18 protein-coding genes are annotated in these 16,937 nt (G+C 70.2%); 8 read left to right on the forward strand and 10 right to left on the reverse strand.

The window, feature by feature from the left end; translation table 11 throughout:
* Positions 1-11: 11 nt before the first annotated feature.
* From DIE03_RS16880 to DIE03_RS16895, 4 genes are all read right to left on the reverse strand, one after another.
* Positions 12-635 (reverse strand): ABC-type transport auxiliary lipoprotein family protein, encoded by a 624-nt coding sequence (locus tag DIE03_RS16880; RefSeq protein WP_124452224.1) that lies wholly within the window; start codon positions 633-635, stop codon positions 12-14.
* An 85-nt stretch (positions 636-720) separates the two neighbouring features.
* Positions 721-1,650 carry an MlaD family protein gene (locus DIE03_RS16885; RefSeq protein WP_124452226.1) on the reverse strand — a complete coding sequence of 310 codons (930 nt, stop codon included), beginning with the start codon at positions 1,648-1,650 and terminating at the stop codon, positions 721-723.
* A gap of 17 nt (positions 1,651-1,667) precedes the next feature.
* Positions 1,668-2,582: an ABC transporter ATP-binding protein gene (locus DIE03_RS16890; protein WP_124452228.1), complete on the reverse strand. Its 915-nt coding sequence runs from the start codon at positions 2,580-2,582 to the stop codon at positions 1,668-1,670.
* On the reverse strand, positions 2,579-3,703 hold the full coding sequence (locus DIE03_RS16895; RefSeq protein ID WP_124452230.1) for an ABC transporter permease: 1,125 nt from the start codon (positions 3,701-3,703) through the stop codon (positions 2,579-2,581). Before DIE03_RS16895 ends, DIE03_RS16890 begins: the two co-directional genes overlap by 4 nt.
* A gap of 21 nt (positions 3,704-3,724) precedes the next feature.
* On the opposite strand from DIE03_RS16895, the gene DIE03_RS16900 reads away from it, so the two are divergent.
* The 7 genes from DIE03_RS16900 to DIE03_RS16925 all read left to right on the forward strand — a co-directional run bounded on the left by DIE03_RS16900 (position 3,725) and on the right by DIE03_RS16925 (position 9,908).
* Complete coding sequence (locus DIE03_RS16900; protein ID WP_409364424.1) at positions 3,725-6,082, forward strand: bifunctional 2',3'-cyclic-nucleotide 2'-phosphodiesterase/3'-nucleotidase; 2,358 nt, start codon at positions 3,725-3,727, stop codon at positions 6,080-6,082.
* A gap of 8 nt (positions 6,083-6,090) precedes the next feature.
* Entirely contained in the window at positions 6,091-6,936 is an 846-nt protein-coding gene (locus tag DIE03_RS16905) for a tetratricopeptide repeat protein (protein WP_124452234.1), read from the forward strand.
* A 202-nt stretch (positions 6,937-7,138) separates the two neighbouring features.
* Positions 7,139-7,681, forward strand: a complete 543-nt coding sequence (locus DIE03_RS16910; RefSeq protein WP_124452236.1) for a hypothetical protein — start codon at positions 7,139-7,141, stop codon at positions 7,679-7,681.
* An 84-nt stretch (positions 7,682-7,765) separates the two neighbouring features.
* Positions 7,766-8,686, forward strand: coding sequence for a biotin--[acetyl-CoA-carboxylase] ligase (locus DIE03_RS16915; RefSeq protein ID WP_124452238.1), 921 nt, complete (start codon positions 7,766-7,768; stop codon positions 8,684-8,686).
* Positions 8,683-9,468 (forward strand): type III pantothenate kinase, encoded by a 786-nt coding sequence (locus DIE03_RS16920; protein WP_124452240.1) that lies wholly within the window; start codon positions 8,683-8,685, stop codon positions 9,466-9,468. Before DIE03_RS16915 ends, DIE03_RS16920 begins: the two co-directional genes overlap by 4 nt.
* A gap of 60 nt (positions 9,469-9,528) precedes the next feature.
* Positions 9,529-9,681 (forward strand): hypothetical protein, encoded by a 153-nt coding sequence (locus tag DIE03_RS38315; protein ID WP_185658174.1) that lies wholly within the window; start codon positions 9,529-9,531, stop codon positions 9,679-9,681.
* On the forward strand, positions 9,666-9,908 hold the full coding sequence (locus DIE03_RS16925) for a hypothetical protein (RefSeq protein WP_124452242.1): 243 nt from the start codon (positions 9,666-9,668) through the stop codon (positions 9,906-9,908). Before DIE03_RS38315 ends, DIE03_RS16925 begins: the two co-directional genes overlap by 16 nt.
* A gap of 16 nt (positions 9,909-9,924) precedes the next feature.
* Here DIE03_RS16925 and rfaE2 read toward each other — a convergent pair whose 3' ends face one another.
* The 6 genes from rfaE2 to DIE03_RS16960 form a co-directional block, all read right to left on the reverse strand.
* Positions 9,925-10,410, reverse strand: coding sequence for a D-glycero-beta-D-manno-heptose 1-phosphate adenylyltransferase (rfaE2, locus tag DIE03_RS16930; RefSeq protein WP_012329309.1), 486 nt, complete (start codon positions 10,408-10,410; stop codon positions 9,925-9,927).
* A gap of 150 nt (positions 10,411-10,560) precedes the next feature.
* A complete protein-coding gene (locus DIE03_RS16935; protein WP_011353352.1) occupies positions 10,561-11,439 on the reverse strand; it encodes a diiron oxygenase in 879 nt (292 codons plus the stop codon).
* A 466-nt stretch (positions 11,440-11,905) separates the two neighbouring features.
* Positions 11,906-13,132, reverse strand: coding sequence for a patatin-like phospholipase family protein (locus DIE03_RS16945; protein ID WP_124452244.1), 1,227 nt, complete (start codon positions 13,130-13,132; stop codon positions 11,906-11,908).
* A gap of 24 nt (positions 13,133-13,156) precedes the next feature.
* Positions 13,157-13,897, reverse strand: a complete 741-nt coding sequence (locus DIE03_RS16950; protein ID WP_124452247.1) for a PhaM family polyhydroxyalkanoate granule multifunctional regulatory protein — start codon at positions 13,895-13,897, stop codon at positions 13,157-13,159.
* Positions 13,898-13,976: 79 nt separating this feature from the next.
* Positions 13,977-14,804 carry an enoyl-CoA hydratase/isomerase family protein gene (locus DIE03_RS16955; RefSeq protein ID WP_124452249.1) on the reverse strand — a complete coding sequence of 276 codons (828 nt, stop codon included), beginning with the start codon at positions 14,802-14,804 and terminating at the stop codon, positions 13,977-13,979.
* Positions 14,805-14,926: 122 nt separating this feature from the next.
* Entirely contained in the window at positions 14,927-15,919 is a 993-nt protein-coding gene (locus DIE03_RS16960) for a fumarylacetoacetate hydrolase family protein (protein WP_124452251.1), read from the reverse strand.
* A 142-nt stretch (positions 15,920-16,061) separates the two neighbouring features.
* Here DIE03_RS16960 and DIE03_RS16965 point away from each other — a divergent pair, with 142 nt between their 5' ends.
* The gene (locus DIE03_RS16965; protein ID WP_124452253.1) at positions 16,062-16,928 is read left to right on the forward strand and encodes an IclR family transcriptional regulator; all 867 of its coding nucleotides are present in this window, start codon (positions 16,062-16,064) and stop codon (positions 16,926-16,928) included.
* Positions 16,929-16,937: the final 9 nt, after the last annotated feature.

The raw sequence follows: 16,937 nt of genomic DNA on the forward strand, positions 1-16,937 counted from the left end.
CGCGGCGCGCGTCACGGGGTGCCCGCGTACGCCTGCATGCCGGCCCACGCGGCGATCTGCGACACGAGCTCGTCGCTCGCGGCTGCGAGCGCGCGGGCGCCGCCGGCCGCGTCCGGCGTGCTCGACGGCGCGCGCGCGACGAACGTGCGCTGGCCGAGCACCTTGCCGTCGAGCGTCAACGTCGCGCGTGCGGTGACGGCGCCGTGGCTCTGCGACTGCCCGTCGAACACCTGCTCGAATTCGTTCAGGTCGACCTTGAGGGTCGGCGCGCGCACGCCGTCGGACCCTTCGAGCACCGCGCCGCGCGACGACAGCGCGCCGCGCAGCCGCTGCGTGAGCAGTTGCGCGGGCGGCGCGGTCCAGCGGCTGTCGCGATAGACGGCCACGTGCTGCACATCCGCGTACGCGAGGCGGTACGCGAACTTGTCCGAATCGAGCGCATCGGGCGCGGCGACGTCGAGCACCTTCAGCGCGGGGCCGGAACCGGCCGTCACCACCGACGATGCGGGCCCGAGGTCGTAGCGGACATTCGACAGCACCGCGCTGTTGTCGGCGCAGCCGGCCGCCAGCGCGAGCGTCAGCACGGCAAGCGCGGCCGCGGCGGGACGCAGCGCGCGGTCAAGGATTCGTGGCATGGCGTGTTCCTGCATGATGTTTCCGGTTTCGATGGGCGTCATGTCCGGCCTTCCGGCCGGACGATCGATGAACTGCTGCCGTGTCTCACTTGCCGGCCGTCGCACCCGGCCAGACGAAGCCCGCTTCGCCGGGCCCCGGCGCCGCGCCGGGCGAACCGAACAACAGACTGCGCGGATTGCGGCCGAGTTCACCGGCCACGTCCTTCAATTGCCGCGACGCATCGCCGACGCTGCCGGCCAGCGAATTGAAACGCGGCAGCGTGTCGTACTGCACGCGCGCGTTCAGGTCGTTCAGCGCGACGCCGACCTGCTCGGCGGCCGTGCCGGCCTTGTTCAGGTTCGACACGAGCGGCCCGTTCGGCTGCAGCAGCGTGTTCGCCGACGCCATCGCGCGGTTCACCTCGTGCATCGTTTCCGGCAGCGCGGTGACTGCCGGGCCGAGCTGCTTCGTCAGCGTTGCCGCGCCATCGGCCGCGTGCTGCAGGCTTTCGGCCGTCGCACGCAACTGCTCGCGCATCTCGGGCGACATCAGCGCGTTCGCGCTCTTGGCGGCCAGTTCGAGCTGCCGCAGCAGCACGTCGCCGCGCTCCTGGATCTGGTCGAACAGGCTCGGCCGCATCGGGATCTGCGCGATCGCCTTCGGCGACGACGGCAGCGGCGCCAGGTCGCGCCCCGTATCCTCGAGCTGCACGAACGCGATGCCCGTCACGCCCTGGAACCCGAGGCTGCCGTAGGTCGACTGCGTGATCGGCGCATCGTGATCGACGAGGATCCGGATCCGGATCTGGCCCGGATGCGTGCGATCGAAGCCGATCGACTGCACCTTGCCGACGTCGAGGCCGCGAAAGCGCACGGCCGCGTCCGGGAACAGCCCCGTCACGTTGGTGCGCGCGAGCAGGTCGTACGGCACCCGCACGGTGCGGTCGACGTTGAACCAGAACACGGTGCCCGCGATCGCGAGCGTCAGCGCGATCGTGAACAGGCCGGCCCAGAACGCATGTGATTTGTTTTCCATTCGCGGGTTCCTTGCTTCTACAGCTCGACGCTCGACAGCGCCGGTTCGAGGGCCGCCTTCGGCAGCTTCGCGCGCCGCTCGGGCGGCAGCGCCTGCAATGCGCGGCGCCCGCGCAGCCCCAGGAAATATTCGTGGATGAACGGATGGTCGACGTTCGCGGCCTCCTCGACCGGCGCGGCGACCAGCACCTTGCGGTCGGCCAGCACCGCGACGCGCGTCGACAGCGCGACCATCGTGTCGAGGTCGTGCGTCACCATCACGACGGTCAGCCCGAGCGTGCGGTGCAGCGTCGCGATCAGCTCGACGAATTCGTCCGACGCCTGCGGATCGAGGCCGGCCGTCGGCTCGTCGAGGAACAGCAGCTCGGGCTCCAGCGCGATCGCGCGCGCGATGCCGACGCGTTTCACCATCCCGCCCGACAGCGCGGCCGGCATCTTCGACGCGTGCTTGCACGGCAGCCCGACCATCTCGAGCTTCAGCATCACGATGTCGTGCAGCAGGTCCGGCGGCACGCGGCCGAGCTCGCGCAGCGGCTGCGCGACGTTGTCGAACACCGTCATCGACGAGAACAGCGCGCCCTGCTGGAACAGCATCCCCGAACGCGTACGCATCATCCTCGCGCTCGCGTCGTCGATCGTCGCGGTATCTTCGCCGAACACCTTGATCGTGCCCGACGTCGGCCGCTCGAGGCCGAGGATCTGCCGCACGAGCGTCGTCTTGCCGGAGCCCGAGCCGCCGACGATCGACACGATCTCGCCGCGCCGCACGTCGAAGTCGAGCTTCTGGTGAATGATGTTGCGCCCGTAGCGCTTGGTCAGGTTGCGCACCTCGATCACGAGATCGCCGGCTCCGGCCTCCCCGGCCGGCCGCGTGCCGACCGACCCGGCGCCGACGGCCGCCGCGTGCGCGGTCGTTTCGTTCGATGCGTTCATCCGAGCCCCACGTTCTGGAACAGGATCGCGAACACCGCGTCGGCGAGGATCACGACCGTGATCGACGATACGACCGAGGTGGTCGTGCCTTCACCGAGGCTCTGCGAGTTCGCCTTGATCCGGAAGCCGAAATGGCACGCGACCAGCGCGATCAGCATGCCGAACACGACGCCCTTGCCGACGCCGATGTACAGGTTCGCGATCGGCACGACGCCCGGCAGCGAGCGCACGAAATAGTTGACGTCGATCCCGAGCACGAGCTTCGCGGCGAGCGCGCCGCCCGTCAGCGCGATGATGTTGGTCCACATCACGAGCAGCGGCATGGCGATGCCGAGCGCGAGCACGCGCGGCAGGATCAGCCGCAGCCCGTGCGGGATGCCCATCACGCGCATCGCGTCGAGCTCCTCGGTCACGCGCATCACGCCGATCTGCGCGGTGATCGCCGAGCCCGAGCGGCCCGCGACGAGGATCGCCGACAGCACCGGGCCGAGCTCGCGGATCACCGACAGCCCGAGGATGTTCACGATGTAGCGGTTCGCGCCGAACATCTGCAGCTGTTGCGCGGACAGGTAGCTGAGCACGATGCCGATCAGGAACGCGACGAGCGCGGTGATCGGCAGCGCCTGCGCGCCCGCGCTGTAGATGTTCGCCGAGGTTTCCTTCCACGGCATCGTCTTCGGGCGGCGCAGCACCGACAGCGCATCGAGGATCACGCGGCCGAACATCGCGATGCCGCCCTGCAGGTGTTCGCCGAACGCGAAGATCGCCAGGCCGAGCCGCGTGACGGGACCGAAGCGCACGACGCGTTCCGGCGCCTCGCGCTCGCTGTCGAGCCGCTCGATGCGCTCGAAGATCGTGCGCTGCGTGGCGCTCAGCGCGACGCCGGCCGGCAGCTTGCGGCCCCACACGCGCCACAGCGCCTGCCCGCCGACGTGGTCGAGCCGCTCGATGCCGGACAGATCCCATTCGCTCACGCGCCCGGTGGCGATGCTCGCGACGCGGCGTGCGACCGCGCCGCGATTGCGCGCGAGCGCGAGCGCGGTCCACTGGCCGTAGAGGCGCACCGTCTGGCCCTGGCCGCCGGCGTCGACCGACAGGCCGGGAGGAGTCTCGAAGTCCAAGGGCAGGTTGTTTGCAAAAGGATGACAGCGGCCATTGTAGCGAACCGCCCGGCGCCGCGACGTGAGGATTTCGGTGCGGGCGCGGGGCTCGGGGCGCGCAGCCGCGGGCGCCGGGCCGGGGAGGCTGGGCTGGGCCGGGCCTGCCCGCTGCCGCCCGCGTCGGCCCGCCGCCGACATCGCGACCTTTCATTCTTCCGTCACGTTTCCTTTCGATACTCTCACGCGCCGCACCTCAGGCCGTCGGCGCCCCGCGCCGCCATTCGTGCGTACCTCGCGTTTCATAAAACAGAACACCGAACAGGACAACCGATGCGTTTCCCCCCGCTTTCCCGCCGGCACGTACCGGCCGCCGCCGCGCTCGCCAGCCTCGCCTTCGCCCTCGCCGGCTGCGGCGGCGACGACGTCACCGCCACGCAGCCGTCGCAGCCGCAGGCCCAGGCGCCCGTCGGCACGACGGCCACGCTCGCGCTGCTGGAGACGACCGACCTGCACACCAACGTGCTGTCGTATGACTATTTCAAGCTCGCCGCCGACAATTCGCTCGGCTTCGAGCGCGTGTCGACGCTGATCGCGCAGGCGCGCAAGCAGTATCCGAACACGCTGCTGCTCGACAACGGCGACACGATCCAGGGCACCGCACTGTCGGACTACCAGGCGCTCGTGAAGCCGGTCGGCTGCGACCAGACGCTCGCGATCTACAAGGTGATGAACGCCGCGAAGTTCGACGGCGGCGGGATCGGCAACCACGAATTCAACTACGGGCTGCCGTACCTGTCGCAGGTGACCGGCAACACGTTCGAGATCGACGGCCTGCCGGCGCCGGCCCAGCAGAAGAAGTGCGCGGGCCCGAACTTCCCGCAAGTGCTCGCGAACGTGATCAGCGCGAAGACCAACGCGCCGCTGTTCACGCCGTACACGATCCTGACCCGCACGGTGACGGCGACGACGCCGGACGGCAAGACCGTCAGCGCGCCCGTGAAGATCGGCATCATCGGCTTCACGCCGCCCGCGATCATGAACTGGGACAAGCGCTGGCTCGACGGCAAGGTCTACACGACGGGCCTGAAGGAAGCGGCCGAGAAGTACATTCCGGAAATGCGCGCGAAGGGCGCCGATCTCGTCGTCGCGATCTCGCACGGCGGCCTCGACAATTCCGCGTACTCGCCGACGATGGAAAACGGCAGCTGGTGGCTGTCGAAGGTGAGCGGCATCGACGCGATGCTGATCGGCCACTCGCACCAGGTGTTCCCGGACGCGAACAGCACCGTGTCGCAGTTCAACCTGCCGGGCGTCGACAAGGTCAAGGGCACCGTCAACGGCGTGCCGACCGTAATGGCCAACTACTGGGGCAAGCACCTCGGCGTGATCAAGCTCGGCCTGAAGTTCGACGGCAAGACGTGGAGCGTCGACAAGTCGCAGACGACCGTCGAGGCGCGGCCGATCCAGAACGCCGACAAGAGCTATGTCGCGGTCGATCCGTCGGTGTCCGCCGCGATCGCGGCCGAACACCAGGCGACGATCGACTACGTGAAGACGCCGATCGGCTCGACCGACTACCGGATGAACTCGTACTTCGCGGATGTCGGCGATCCGGGCGCGATCCAGATCGTCAACGAGGCGCAGGCCGACTACGTGAAGACCTACGTGCAGGCGAACCTGCCGCAGTACGCGTCGCTGCCGGTGCTGTCGGTCAGCGCGCCGTTCAAGAGCGGCTTCGGCGGCGGCACCGACTACACGGACGTCGCGCCGGGCGCGCTCGCGATCAACAACGCGGCCGACCTGTACCTGTACCCGAACACCGTGTACGCGGTGAAGGTGAGCGGCGCCGACGTGAAGAACTGGCTCGAGACGGCCGCCAAGCGCTTCAACCGGATCGACCCGACCAAGGCGACCGTGCAGCCGCTCGTCAGCACGTTCCCCGGCTACAACTTCGACATGTTCACGTCGGCCGATCTCGCGTATGAAATCGACGTCACGCAGCCGCTCGGCAGCCGCATCAGGAACCTGACGTACAAGGGCGCGCCGATCGACCCGAACGCGCAGTTCATCGTCGCGACCAACAACTACCGCGCGAGCGGCGGCGGCAACTTCCCCGGCCTCGACGGCAGCAAGACGATCTTCGCGTCGCCCGACGCGAACCGCGACGTGCTGATCGCATTCATCAAGAAACGCGGCGCGATCACGCGCACGGCGGACGGCGCGCAGCGCAGCTGGCGCTTCACGAAGCTCGCGAGCTCGGTCGCGCACGTCCAGTTCGCGTCCGCGCCGAACCGTCTCGGCGACGCGGCGGCGGCCGGCCTGGCCGGCATCACGCAGGTCGCGGCCGACGACGGCTCGGGCAAGAACCTCGCCACCTACGAGATCGACCTGACCCAATGAGACACGCGATGCAACCGATCCGGACGATGCGGCCGGCCGAAACCGGCCTCGCCGCTGCCGCGCGGCGCGTGCTGCGCGCGAAACTCCCGCCGGCCGCGCTGCTCGCGGCGGCGGCCGTGACCGTCGCCGCCGTCGTCGCGACGACCGGCCTGCGCGGCGCCGGCCCCGCGCCGAGCGCCGCGCAGCTCGACGAGTGGCAGGCGATGGTCACGCAGGCCACCGAGCCGCACGCGCTGGCGCAGTTGCGCACGCTCGCGCGCCGCGGCTCGGGCGCCGCGCAGGCGGCGCTCGGCATCGCGCTCGTCGATGCGCACGAACCGGGGCTGCGCGACGAAGGGCGCGGCTGGCTGGAAACGGCCGCGACGGCCGACGGCAAGGCCGACGCGCCGGCCGCACGGCGCGCCCAGCTCGCGCTCGGCAAGGCGCTGCTGCTCGGCAGCAACGACATCCCGAAAGACTATGCACGCGCCCGCGCGCTGCTCGGCGCGGCGGCCGGACAGGGCGACCCGGCCGCCGCGTATTACCTCGGGCTGATCTATCGCAGCGGTTACGGCGTCGCCGCCGATCCCGTGCAGGCCGCGCACTGGTTCGAGGTCGCGTCGCAAGCCGACATCCCGGCCGCGGACTTCATGCTCGCGAACGCGTATCGCGACGGCAGCGGCGTGCCGCGCGACGACGCGCGCGCACTGGCGCTGTATCGCCGGGCCGCCGAGCACGAGCTGCCGGAGGCCGTGCAGACGCTCGCGATGGCCTATCGCAACGGCGAGCTCGGGCTCAAGCCCGACGCGGACGCGTTCCACGCGCAGTGGATCGAGACCGCGCACGCGCTGAAGCATCCGGTCGTCGCGCCGTGACGGCCGTTCGGCCGGGACGCGCGCGAGCGTGACCTGGCCGGACAGCCGTGGTTGCGACACGCACCACGCGCGCCTCGACCCCGCGCATCGATCGTCCGGAAACGGCATCGATCGCGGGGCGTCGATTCGAACGCGCCCGCCGATGCGCGCGCGGCAATGCCTTAACATGCAGCCTCACAACAAAACCTGAGAGAACTGCATCATGTCCAATCGCCTGTCGCGGCTTCGCGCCGTCCTCGGCGTGGCCGTCATTTCGGTCACGGCCGCCCCGCTCGCCGCACTCGCCGCACCGCCCGCCCACTACGACATCTTCAACGCCGCGCTCTGCAAACCGCCGTTCGCGTCGGACCTGATGGACTCGATCTACAACACCGCGAAGGCGGCCGATCCGAAGCCGGACCAGTCGATGCTGGGCGCCGCGGTCTATCGCCTGCCCGAGCCGATCCGCCGCGACGGCTTCACGACGCAGCACGTGGTGTTCGTCAGTACCGGCATCGGCGTGCTCGTCGACGGCGAAGTCGCCAGCCAGCTCGCCGAGCGCTACCAGCTCACACGCGAGAAGGGCCACATGCTGGGCGCGTCGTCCGTCGGCTATTCGCGCCGGCTGACCGTCCGCGGCCCGGGCGGCGCGCTGATCCTCGTATCGGCCCGCCAGGGCCCGGCGCTGAAGGGCAAGACGCTGCTGGCCTGCGAAATGACGTCCGAAGAGGACATCAAGGCGCTGGAGGGGATGGAGCAGCATTAAGCCGCGGGGCGGCGGGCCGCCGCCCCGCAGGTTGCGCGCGCCGTCCGGCGCGCGCCAACGCCCCCTGTCGCTACAATAGGCGCCATGAACGCCCCCACCTCCTCCGACACGCCCGAATCCGGCGACGCGCACATCGCGCGCAACCGGCTCGAGGCCCATCTGGACGCCGCGCCGCGCGCGTGGCCGCTCGACATCGTCGCCGCCACCGGCTCGACCAACGCCGACGTCGCGACGCGGCTCAAGGCGCTGCCGCGCAACGCAAAGGCTCTGCCCGCACCGCTCGTGCGCGTCGCATTCGAGCAGACGGCCGGCCGCGGCCGGCAAGGCCGCCCGTGGTTCGCACAGCCCGGCAATGCGCTGCTGTGTTCGGTCGGCTGCATCGTGCCGCGCCCCGTCGACGCGCTCGGCGGCCTCAGCATCGCGATCGGCGTCGCGCTCGCCGAAGGGCTGGCCGCGCTGCCGCTCGACGCCGGCTCGCGCGTCGCGCTCAAATGGCCGAACGACCTGCTGCTGACGACCACCGGCGACGGCGCGCCGCGCATCATCGGCAAGCTCGCCGGGATCCTGATCGAAACCGTCTGGACCACCGCCGACGCCACCGCCGTCGTGATCGGCTTCGGCATCAACGTGCGCGGCGCGGACGCCGTCGCCGCGCAGGTCGATGCGCTGCGTGCGCGCGAAGCGACGCTCGCGAGCGGGCTGCCGCCGGCCGCGCTGTCGATCGCGTGCGCATCGGCCAACCTCACCGACACGCTCGCCGCATCGCTGAACGCGCTCACGCCCGCACTCGCGCAGTTCGGCACCGACGGCCTCGCGCCGTTCCTGCCGCGCTGGCATGCGCTGCACGCGTACGCGGGCCGCGAAGTCGTGCTGCTCGAACAGGGCGTCGAACGCGCACGCGGCATCGCAACGGGCATCGATGCGACCGGGCAGTTGCTGCTCGACACACCGAGCGGCATGCAGACGATCGCGGCCGGCGACGTGTCGCTGCGCGAAGCGCAATGAGCGAGCCGCACCTGCTGATCGACGCCGGCAACAGCCGGATCAAGTGGGCGCTCGCCGACGCGCAGCGCACGCTCGTCGAGACGGGCGCGTTCGGCCACACGCGCGACGGCGGCGCCGACCCCGACTGGTCGCACCTGCCGCAGCCGCGCGGCGCCTGGATCTCGAACGTCGCGGGCGCCGACGTGGCCGCACGGCTCGACGCGCTGCTCGACGCGCGCTGGCCGGGCCTGCCGCGCACGACGATCCGCTCGCGGCCCGTGCAATGCGGCGTGACGAACGGCTATACGACGCCGGGACAGCTCGGCAGCGACCGCTGGGCCGGCCTGATCGGCGCACACGCGGCGTTTCCGGGCGAGCATCTGCTGATCGCGACGTTCGGCACCGCGACGACGCTCGAGGCGCTGCGCGCAGACGGCCGCTTCACGGGCGGGCTGATCGCACCGGGCTGGGCGCTGATGATGCGCGCGCTCGGCACGCACACCGCGCAGTTGCCGACGCTGACCACCGACATCGCGAGCGGCCTGCTCGCGGGCGCGCAGGCCGACCCGTTCCAGGTCGACACGCCGCGCTCGCTGTCGGCCGGCTGCCTGTATGCGCAGGCCGGACTGATCGAACGCGCATGGCGCGACCTTGCCGAAGCGTGGCAGGCACCCGTGCGGCTCGTGCTGGCCGGCGGCGCGGCGGACGACGTCGCGCGTGCGCTGACGGTCCCGCATACGCGGCACGATGGGCTGATCCTGTCCGGGCTCGCGCTGATTGCGGCGGAAGCCGCGCAGGATTGACGAAAAAGACGCCGGCATCGCACCGGTGCTCGGCGACGCGGGTCCGGACGGACACGCGGCATGCTGACGAAGCAGTGCGCGCGGGGCGGCGGCAACCGCCCGCGCAATCGATCGGCGGAAGCCATGAAAAAGCCGGCCATGCGGCCGGCTCGACTGAATGACGTGAACGACGTCGATGACGACAAGGAGTTTCGACGATGCTGCGCTGGCTGATCGCTGTTCTCTTTCTCGCCAACATGCTCGCGTTCGTGGTGGCGCGCGGCGTGTTCGGGCCGCTGCCGTCGGCCGGCCCGCGCGAACCCGGCGTGCTGTTGCGGCAGGTACGGCCCGATGCGCTGCACGTGACGCCGCTCGCGCAGGCGACCGACCAGCCCGTCATCGGCGGCCCGATCGCGCCGCCGGCCGTCACGACTGCACCGCTCGCGGCGTCCGCGCCCTGACGGCGCCGGTCCGCGCTCAGGACTGCTGCGCGCGCACCTTCTTCAGCAACGCAGTGGTCGAGCGGTCGTGCTCGAACGGAATCGCCAGCGCGCGACCGCCCCAGCCGCGCACGAGTGCCGATTCCGGCAGCGCATCCATGTCGTAGTCGCCGCCCTTCACGAGGATGTCCGGACGCACGGCCTCGATCAGCGACACCGGCGTCTTTTCCCCGAACGTCACGACCCAGTCGACGCTTTCCAGCGCCGCGAGCAGTGCCGCGCGGTCTTCTTCGCGGTTGATCGGCCGGTCGTCGCCCTTGCCGAGCATGCGCACCGACGCATCGCTGTTCACGCCGACGATCAGGCACGCACCGAGCGCTTTCGCATCGGCGAGATACGTGACGTGGCCGCGGTGCAGGATGTCGAATACGCCGTTGGTGAACACGACGGGCGACGGCAGCGACGCGCGCAGCGCGACGAGGGCATCACGGGTGATCAGCTTGCGTTCGAAGGTAGCGGACATGGTGAAGGTCGGACGGAATGAACGACGGCGCACGCGACGGCGGCGCCAGTTAAAAAGCCCGCCGGGCTGGCCAGGCGGGCTTCATGCAACGGATACGACACGGCGCCACACGGCCGGCGCGATTCACGCCGGCGGCGGCACCTGCCGGCCTCAGGCCGGTTGCGCAGCCGACGACGGGCCGCTTTCGGCCTGCAGGCGGCCGGTGACTTCCTTGCGGTAGCGGTTCAGTTCCTGCGCGGTCGCGAACGTGCGCTCGAACAGGATCGACAGGTTGTGCAGGATGCGCTCGACGACCTTCTTTTCCCACTCGCCGTCGAAACGGATCTGCTCGTCGAGCCAGCGCTCGAGCCACTCCGGATCGGGCAGGCGCGACTGCACGGTGTCGCGCGGGAACAGCGCCTGGTTCACGTGCAGGTTGGTCGGGTGCAGCGGCTTCTCGGTGCGGCGCGCCGACGCCATCAGCACGCCGATCTTCGCGAATGCGGCACGCGCGACGTCGCCGCAGTTGTTCAGCGCCTTCTTCATGTAGCGCAGGTACGCGCCGCCATGACGTGCCTCATCGCGCGAGATCGTTTCGTAGATCTGCTTGATGACGGGCTCGGTGTGCCAGTCGGCCGCACAGCGATACCAGTGGTTCAGGCGGATCTCGCCGCAGAAGTGCAGCATCAGCGTCTCGAGCGGCGGCGCCGGGTCGAACTGGAAGCGCACCGCGTGCAGTTCCTCTTCGGTCGGCACCATTTCCGGCTTGAAGCGGCGCAGGTATTCCATCAGCACGAGCGAATGCTTCTGCTCTTCGAAGAACCACACGCTCATGAACGCGGAAAAGTCGCTGTCGTGCTGGTTGTCGCGCAGGAACATTTCGGTCGCGGGCAGCGCCGACCATTCGGTGATCGCGTTCATCTTGATCGTCTTCGCCTGCTCGTCGGTGAGCAGCGAAGCGTCGAACTTGTCCCACGGAATGTCCTTCTCCATGTCCCAGCGGACGGCTTCGAGCGACCTGTAAAGTTCCGGATAAAGCATCGTGTTCATGATGGTCCCACCCCTGTTCTGCGCAATGCGACTTCTCTAAACGTGACTGTTGCCGCGCAAGCACGCCCAAGCGCGCTTTTTGCAGCCAAGACTCTAATTTTACGCGGGAAACCGACCGGCCGGACGCTGATTCCTCGTCCGGCGGCCGGGCGGCCGCGTGCCGCCGTTGGGCATGCCGCAGCCCCGCCCCGTTCGGACGGAGCCGGCCGCGCTTGCCTGAGTTGGGGGCCGGCGCTGGCCGGCTCGTTGGCGCGCCCGTCCCCTGCCCCAGGCGGGTTCCCCGGAAGGCCCCGTGCGGATGCCGGATCGGCGGGCTGCTCGATATGGTGTATACGGCGGCGGCCATGATAGCACGCGTGCATGACGGTTCCGAGACGCCCGCCCGGTCGCACGCCGCCAATCGCGGTGCGGCGATCGGTCGCGGGCGACCGTCGCGAAAACGCAACCTTACATTAGCTTGCACGTGTCAGACCCGTATTTCGCCGGCGGCGAGACCGTCTTCCGGCGGCGTGCCGGCCGCCGGCGCACTGCCGCCGGCCGCCTGCGCGATCCATCCGGCCAGCGTGTCACGCTGCGCGCGCCCGTCGACGTAGCCGAGCTCGATCAGTTCACGTGTGAACGCCTCCTCGAACAGCAGATAGCTCGCGAACGACGCGCCGGCCGGCTGGCTGCCGCCGATCGCGCCGAGCAGCCCGCGCATCGTGGCCGGCATCTGCTTCAGGTGTTTCGCGGCGATCAGCTCGATGCGCTCGGACGGCGCGATCGCGAGCACATCGACGTGCCGCCAGCCGCTGTCGAGCTCGACCTGGTGCGGCAGGTGCTCGATCATCCGGTTGATGTGCTCGATGCGTTCGATGTCCGAGCCGATCGAGTCGAGGAACACGCTCGCGAGCACCTGCTGGCCGATCTGCGCGAGCGTCGGGTAGCCGCGCACCAGCCCGGCGCCGTTCGCGGCGGGGATCTCGGGCCGCGGGTCGGCCGCGCCGACGACGACGATCCGGTCCGCACCGAAGTGGATGGCCGGCGACAGCGGCGCGATCTGCCGGATCGAACCGTCGCCGAAGTATTCGATCTGCCCGTCGAGCACGAGCGGCACGGCCGGGAACACGAACGGAATGGCCGACGACGCGAGCAGGTGCGACGCCGACAGGTCGACGAGCCGCGCGGTGCGCTGCGCGCGTCGCCATGCCTGGATCGGCTGCGCCGCCTGGTAGAACGTCAGGTGCCGGCCGCTCGAATAGCTGAGCGCGGTGATCGACAGCGCATGCAGCAGGCGCGCCTCGAGCATCTGCTCGATCCGGTGGAAGCTCAGCTCGCGCTGCAGCAGGTGCGCGAGCGGCGCGTTGTCGAGCAGCCCGCGCGGCGAGCGGCGGGCGGCCCAGCCGAACGTCATGGTCGCGAGCCAGCGCGCGCCGGCGCCCGCGATGCCGAGCCAGTCGGTGCGATACACGTAATCGGCACGCAATGGCTCCCAGAATTCGAGCAGGCGCCGCACGCCGTGGGAAAAGTCGTCCGCGTGGCTCGCGATCGACGTCGCGTTGATCGCACCTGCCGACGAGCCGCACACGACCGCGAACGGCAGCGTGTGCCGCTGCGGATCGGCTTCGCGCGCGATTTCGGCCAGTGCCTTCAGCACGCCGACCTGATAGGCGGCACGTGCGCCGCCTCCCATCAGAACGAGCGCGAGCCGCATGATCGACCTGCTACCTGCGCCGCGTCACGTCGAGCGCTTCGGCGGACGCGTTTCGGGCGACGAAGCGGCGGCTGCGCGCGCGGCGGCGGAGCCGGACGGCTTCGCGCGCTTCGCGGCCGGCTTGCGCGGCGCGGCGGCGGCCGGTGCCGGCTTCGCGGCCGGCTCCGGTGCGGCAGCCGCGTCCGGCTGCGCGTCGCCGGGCGCGGCGGGCTGCATGCCCGGCTGCGCCATCGCGAGGCTCGCGAGCTGGTTGAACTGCGACTGCAGCAGGTTCCACCAGCCGGACGGATCGAACGCCTGCCCTGCGGCGTCGCCGGCCGGCGCATCGGCGGCATCCGGCGCCGGCGCTGCATCGCCGGACGGCGCCGCCTTCGCCGCCTGCGCGGCTGCCACGGCCGCGTCCTCGGCCGCCGACATCGAGCTTTGCGCGAACGCGCCGAACGCACGCAGCGTCGCGAGCGTCGCGCGCTGCACCTCGAGCGCCTGGATCGCGGACTGCAGCATCCCGAGGTTGAGCTTCAGCCACTGCTCGACCGCGCGCAGATCGGTGATCCGCTTGTCGAGCTCCTCGACGCTCGTGAGCGGCGCCATCATGTCGGACATGCTCGACAGCGACGGCGGCAGCCCTGGCGTGGCGCCCGGAAACGACGCCATCCCGCCGAACGGCGACATCCGCATCATGTCCCACATGCGGTCCATCATGTCGGCGGGCTTGAAGCCGGCAAAGCCGGCGAAAGGGTTGGCGCCGGAGGCATCGGTCGTCATACGGGCATCCTGGTTGACTGGGGGAGCGAGGCGGCCGCCATGCGTCGCGCAGCCGCGCGTGGTTTGATCATAGCGCGCGTCAGAACGGTGCGTCGCCGGGGAACGCGGGCGGGCGCCGCTCGCGCAGCGAACGGATGCCTTCCTGCACGTCGGGCCCCGAGAAGCCCATGAATTCGAGCGCGAGCGACGTATCGAAGGCCGGCCCGGCCGAGCGCAGCCAGTTGTTCAGCGCGTACTTGGTCCAGCGGATCGCCGACTGCGAACCGTGCGCGAGCCGCTCGGCCACTTCGTACGCCTTCGGCAGCAGGTCGGCCGGCTCGACCGCGAGCGAGACCAGCCCGATTCGCTCGGCCTCCTCACCGCTCACGGGCTCGCACAGCAGCAGGTAGTACTTCGCCTTCGCCATCCCGCACAGCAGCGGCCACACGATCGCCGCGTGGTCGCCGGCCGCGACGCCGAGCCGCGTATGGCCGTCGATGATGCGCGCATCCTTCGCGGCGATCGAGATGTCGGCGAGCAGCCCGGCGACGAGCCCCGCGCCGACGGCCGGGCCATGCATCGCCGACACGATCGGCTTGCTGCAGTTGATCACGTTGTAGACGAGGTCGCGCGCCTCGCGCCACACGCGGGCGCGCACGTCGAAGTCGTTCGCCATGTCCTCGACGAGCGCGAGATCGCCGCCCGCCGAAAAGCCCTTGCCTTCGCCGCGGATCACCGCGACGCGCGTGTCGGGATCGCGATCGACGTCGCGCCAGATGTCGGCGAGCTCGCGATGCATGCGCGCGTTCGCGGTCGCGAGGCCGCTGCGGTTCGCGCCCTCGCCGCTCATCACGATGTCGAGCACGCCGTGGTCGCGGCGCGTCACCTTCAGTGCTTCGTAACCGCCGTACGCGGCGAGATCGGCCATGTGCCGCTCCTTGTTCGAGGCTCTTGAATCGAGTGTAGCCAAGCCTGCGCGGTCAAACATCGGGCGAAACCCGGCGCGCGGGCCGGAGCCGGGTTTCGCGGTATGTGACGCCCCCGCGCGGCTTACGCCGTGCCGTCGGGCGGGGCGACCGACTGCTCGATCGCGCCGAAGATCGACTTGCCGGCCGCGTCGAACATCTCGATGCGCACGGTGTCGCCGTAGCGCATGAATCCGGTCTGCGGCGCGCCGTGCTCGATCGTCTCGAGGCAGCGCTTCTCGGCGATGCAGCAGTAGCCGCGCTTCGCGTCCTTGTTCGACACGGTGCCGGAACCGACGATCGAGCCGGCACGCAGGTTGCGCGTCTTCGCGGCGTGCGCGACCAGCTGGCCGAAGTGGAACACCATGTCGGTGCCCGCATCGGGCTGGCCGACCTTCTTGCCGTTCCAGTGGACGATCATCGGCCGGTGCACGCGGCCTTCGCGCCATTCGTCGCCGAGCTCGTCGGGCGTCACGGCGACCGGCGCGAACGCGGTGGCCGGCTTGCTCTGGAAGAAGCCGAAACCCTTCGCGAGCTCGGCCGGAATCAGGTTGCGCAGCGACACGTCGTTCACGAGCGTGACGAGGCGCACGGCCTTCAGCGCGGCGTCGGGCGAGGTGCTCATCGGCACGTCGCCGGTGATCACAGCGATTTCCGCCTCGAAATCGATGCCCCATTCCTCCGACGGGCACACGACGTCGTCGCGCGGCCCCAGGAAATCGTCGCTGCCGCCCTGGTACATCAGCGGATCGGTCCAGAACTCGGGCGGCATCTCGGCGCCGCGCGCGCGGCGTACCAGCTCGACGTGGTTCACGTAGGCGGAGCCGTCGGCCCACTGGAACGCGCGCGGCAACGGCGCCATGCAGTTGGCCGGATCGAACGCGAACGTGTTGCGCGCGCGGCCGTGGTTCAGCGCGTCGTACAGGTCGCGCAGCTGCGGTGCGTAGAACGCCCAGTCGTCGAGGACGCGCTGCAGCGTCGGCGCGATCGCGTCGGCGATCGCCGCGGTGTGCAGGTCGCGCGATACGACGATCAGCTGGCCGTCGCGCGTGCCGTCCTTCAGCGAAGCAAGTTTCATAAGGGGGACTCTGCCGTTGTAGTGACGATGGAGGGAATCTATTTTACGATGGTGAATCCATGCGGCGCGCGACGATCGCGCCTGCCGTTTTCACCCCCGTTTTCACCCCGATTCCTGCCGCATTTTCGCGCACCCGCTGCCCATGCCCGCCAACCCGCTTCCCGACGACGATCTCGCCGACTCCGACACCGACGACGCCGCTTCCGGCGAGCACGGCGAGAAGGTCCGTTCCGGCATCCAGTCGATCGAGGTCGGCTTCCGCCTGCTCGACGTGCTGACGAGCGAGCCGCGCGCGATGATGCTGCGCGATCTCGCGCAGCGCGCGGGCATGAGTCCTGCGAAGGCGCACCGCTACCTCGTCAGCTTCTCGCGGCTCGGCGTCGTGTCGCAAGACCCCGTCTCCGGGCGCTACGAACTCGGCGGCTTCGTGTTGCAGATGGGGCTCGCGCGGCTCGCGCGCGTCGACGGCGTGAAGCTCGCGCGGATCGCGCTGACCGAATTCCGCGACCGCCTCGACCAGACGGTCGGCATCGCGGTGTGGGGCAACCAGGGGCCGACGATCGTGCACTGGATGGAATCGAGCCATCCGGCGAAGGCGTCGCTGAAGCTCGGCGACGTGATGCCGCTGCTCGGCTCGGCAACCGGCCTGCTGTTCGCCGCGTACCTGCCGCGCAGCAAGACCGCCGCGATGCTCGAGCGCGAACTCGCCGATACGCGCCGCTCGCCGCACCACGGCGGCCCGCGCACGCTCGACGAAGTCGACGCGGTGCTGGCCGACGTGCGCCGGCACGAGGCCGCGCGCGTCGAAGGGATGCTGCTGCCGACGATCCACGCGTTCTGCATGCCGGTGTTCGACGCGGTCGGCGAACTCGCGCTCGCGATCGTCGCGCTCGGCCAGGAAGGTTCGTTCGACATCGCGTGGGGCGGCGAGATCGACACCGCGCTGCGCGCATGCGCGCAAAAACTGTCTTACGAACTCGGCTATAGTCCCGACGCACGCGACGCCTGACGCACCGGA

Source organism: Burkholderia sp. Bp8992, assembly GCF_003853705.1.
Classification (GTDB): Bacteria; Pseudomonadota; Gammaproteobacteria; order Burkholderiales; family Burkholderiaceae; genus Burkholderia.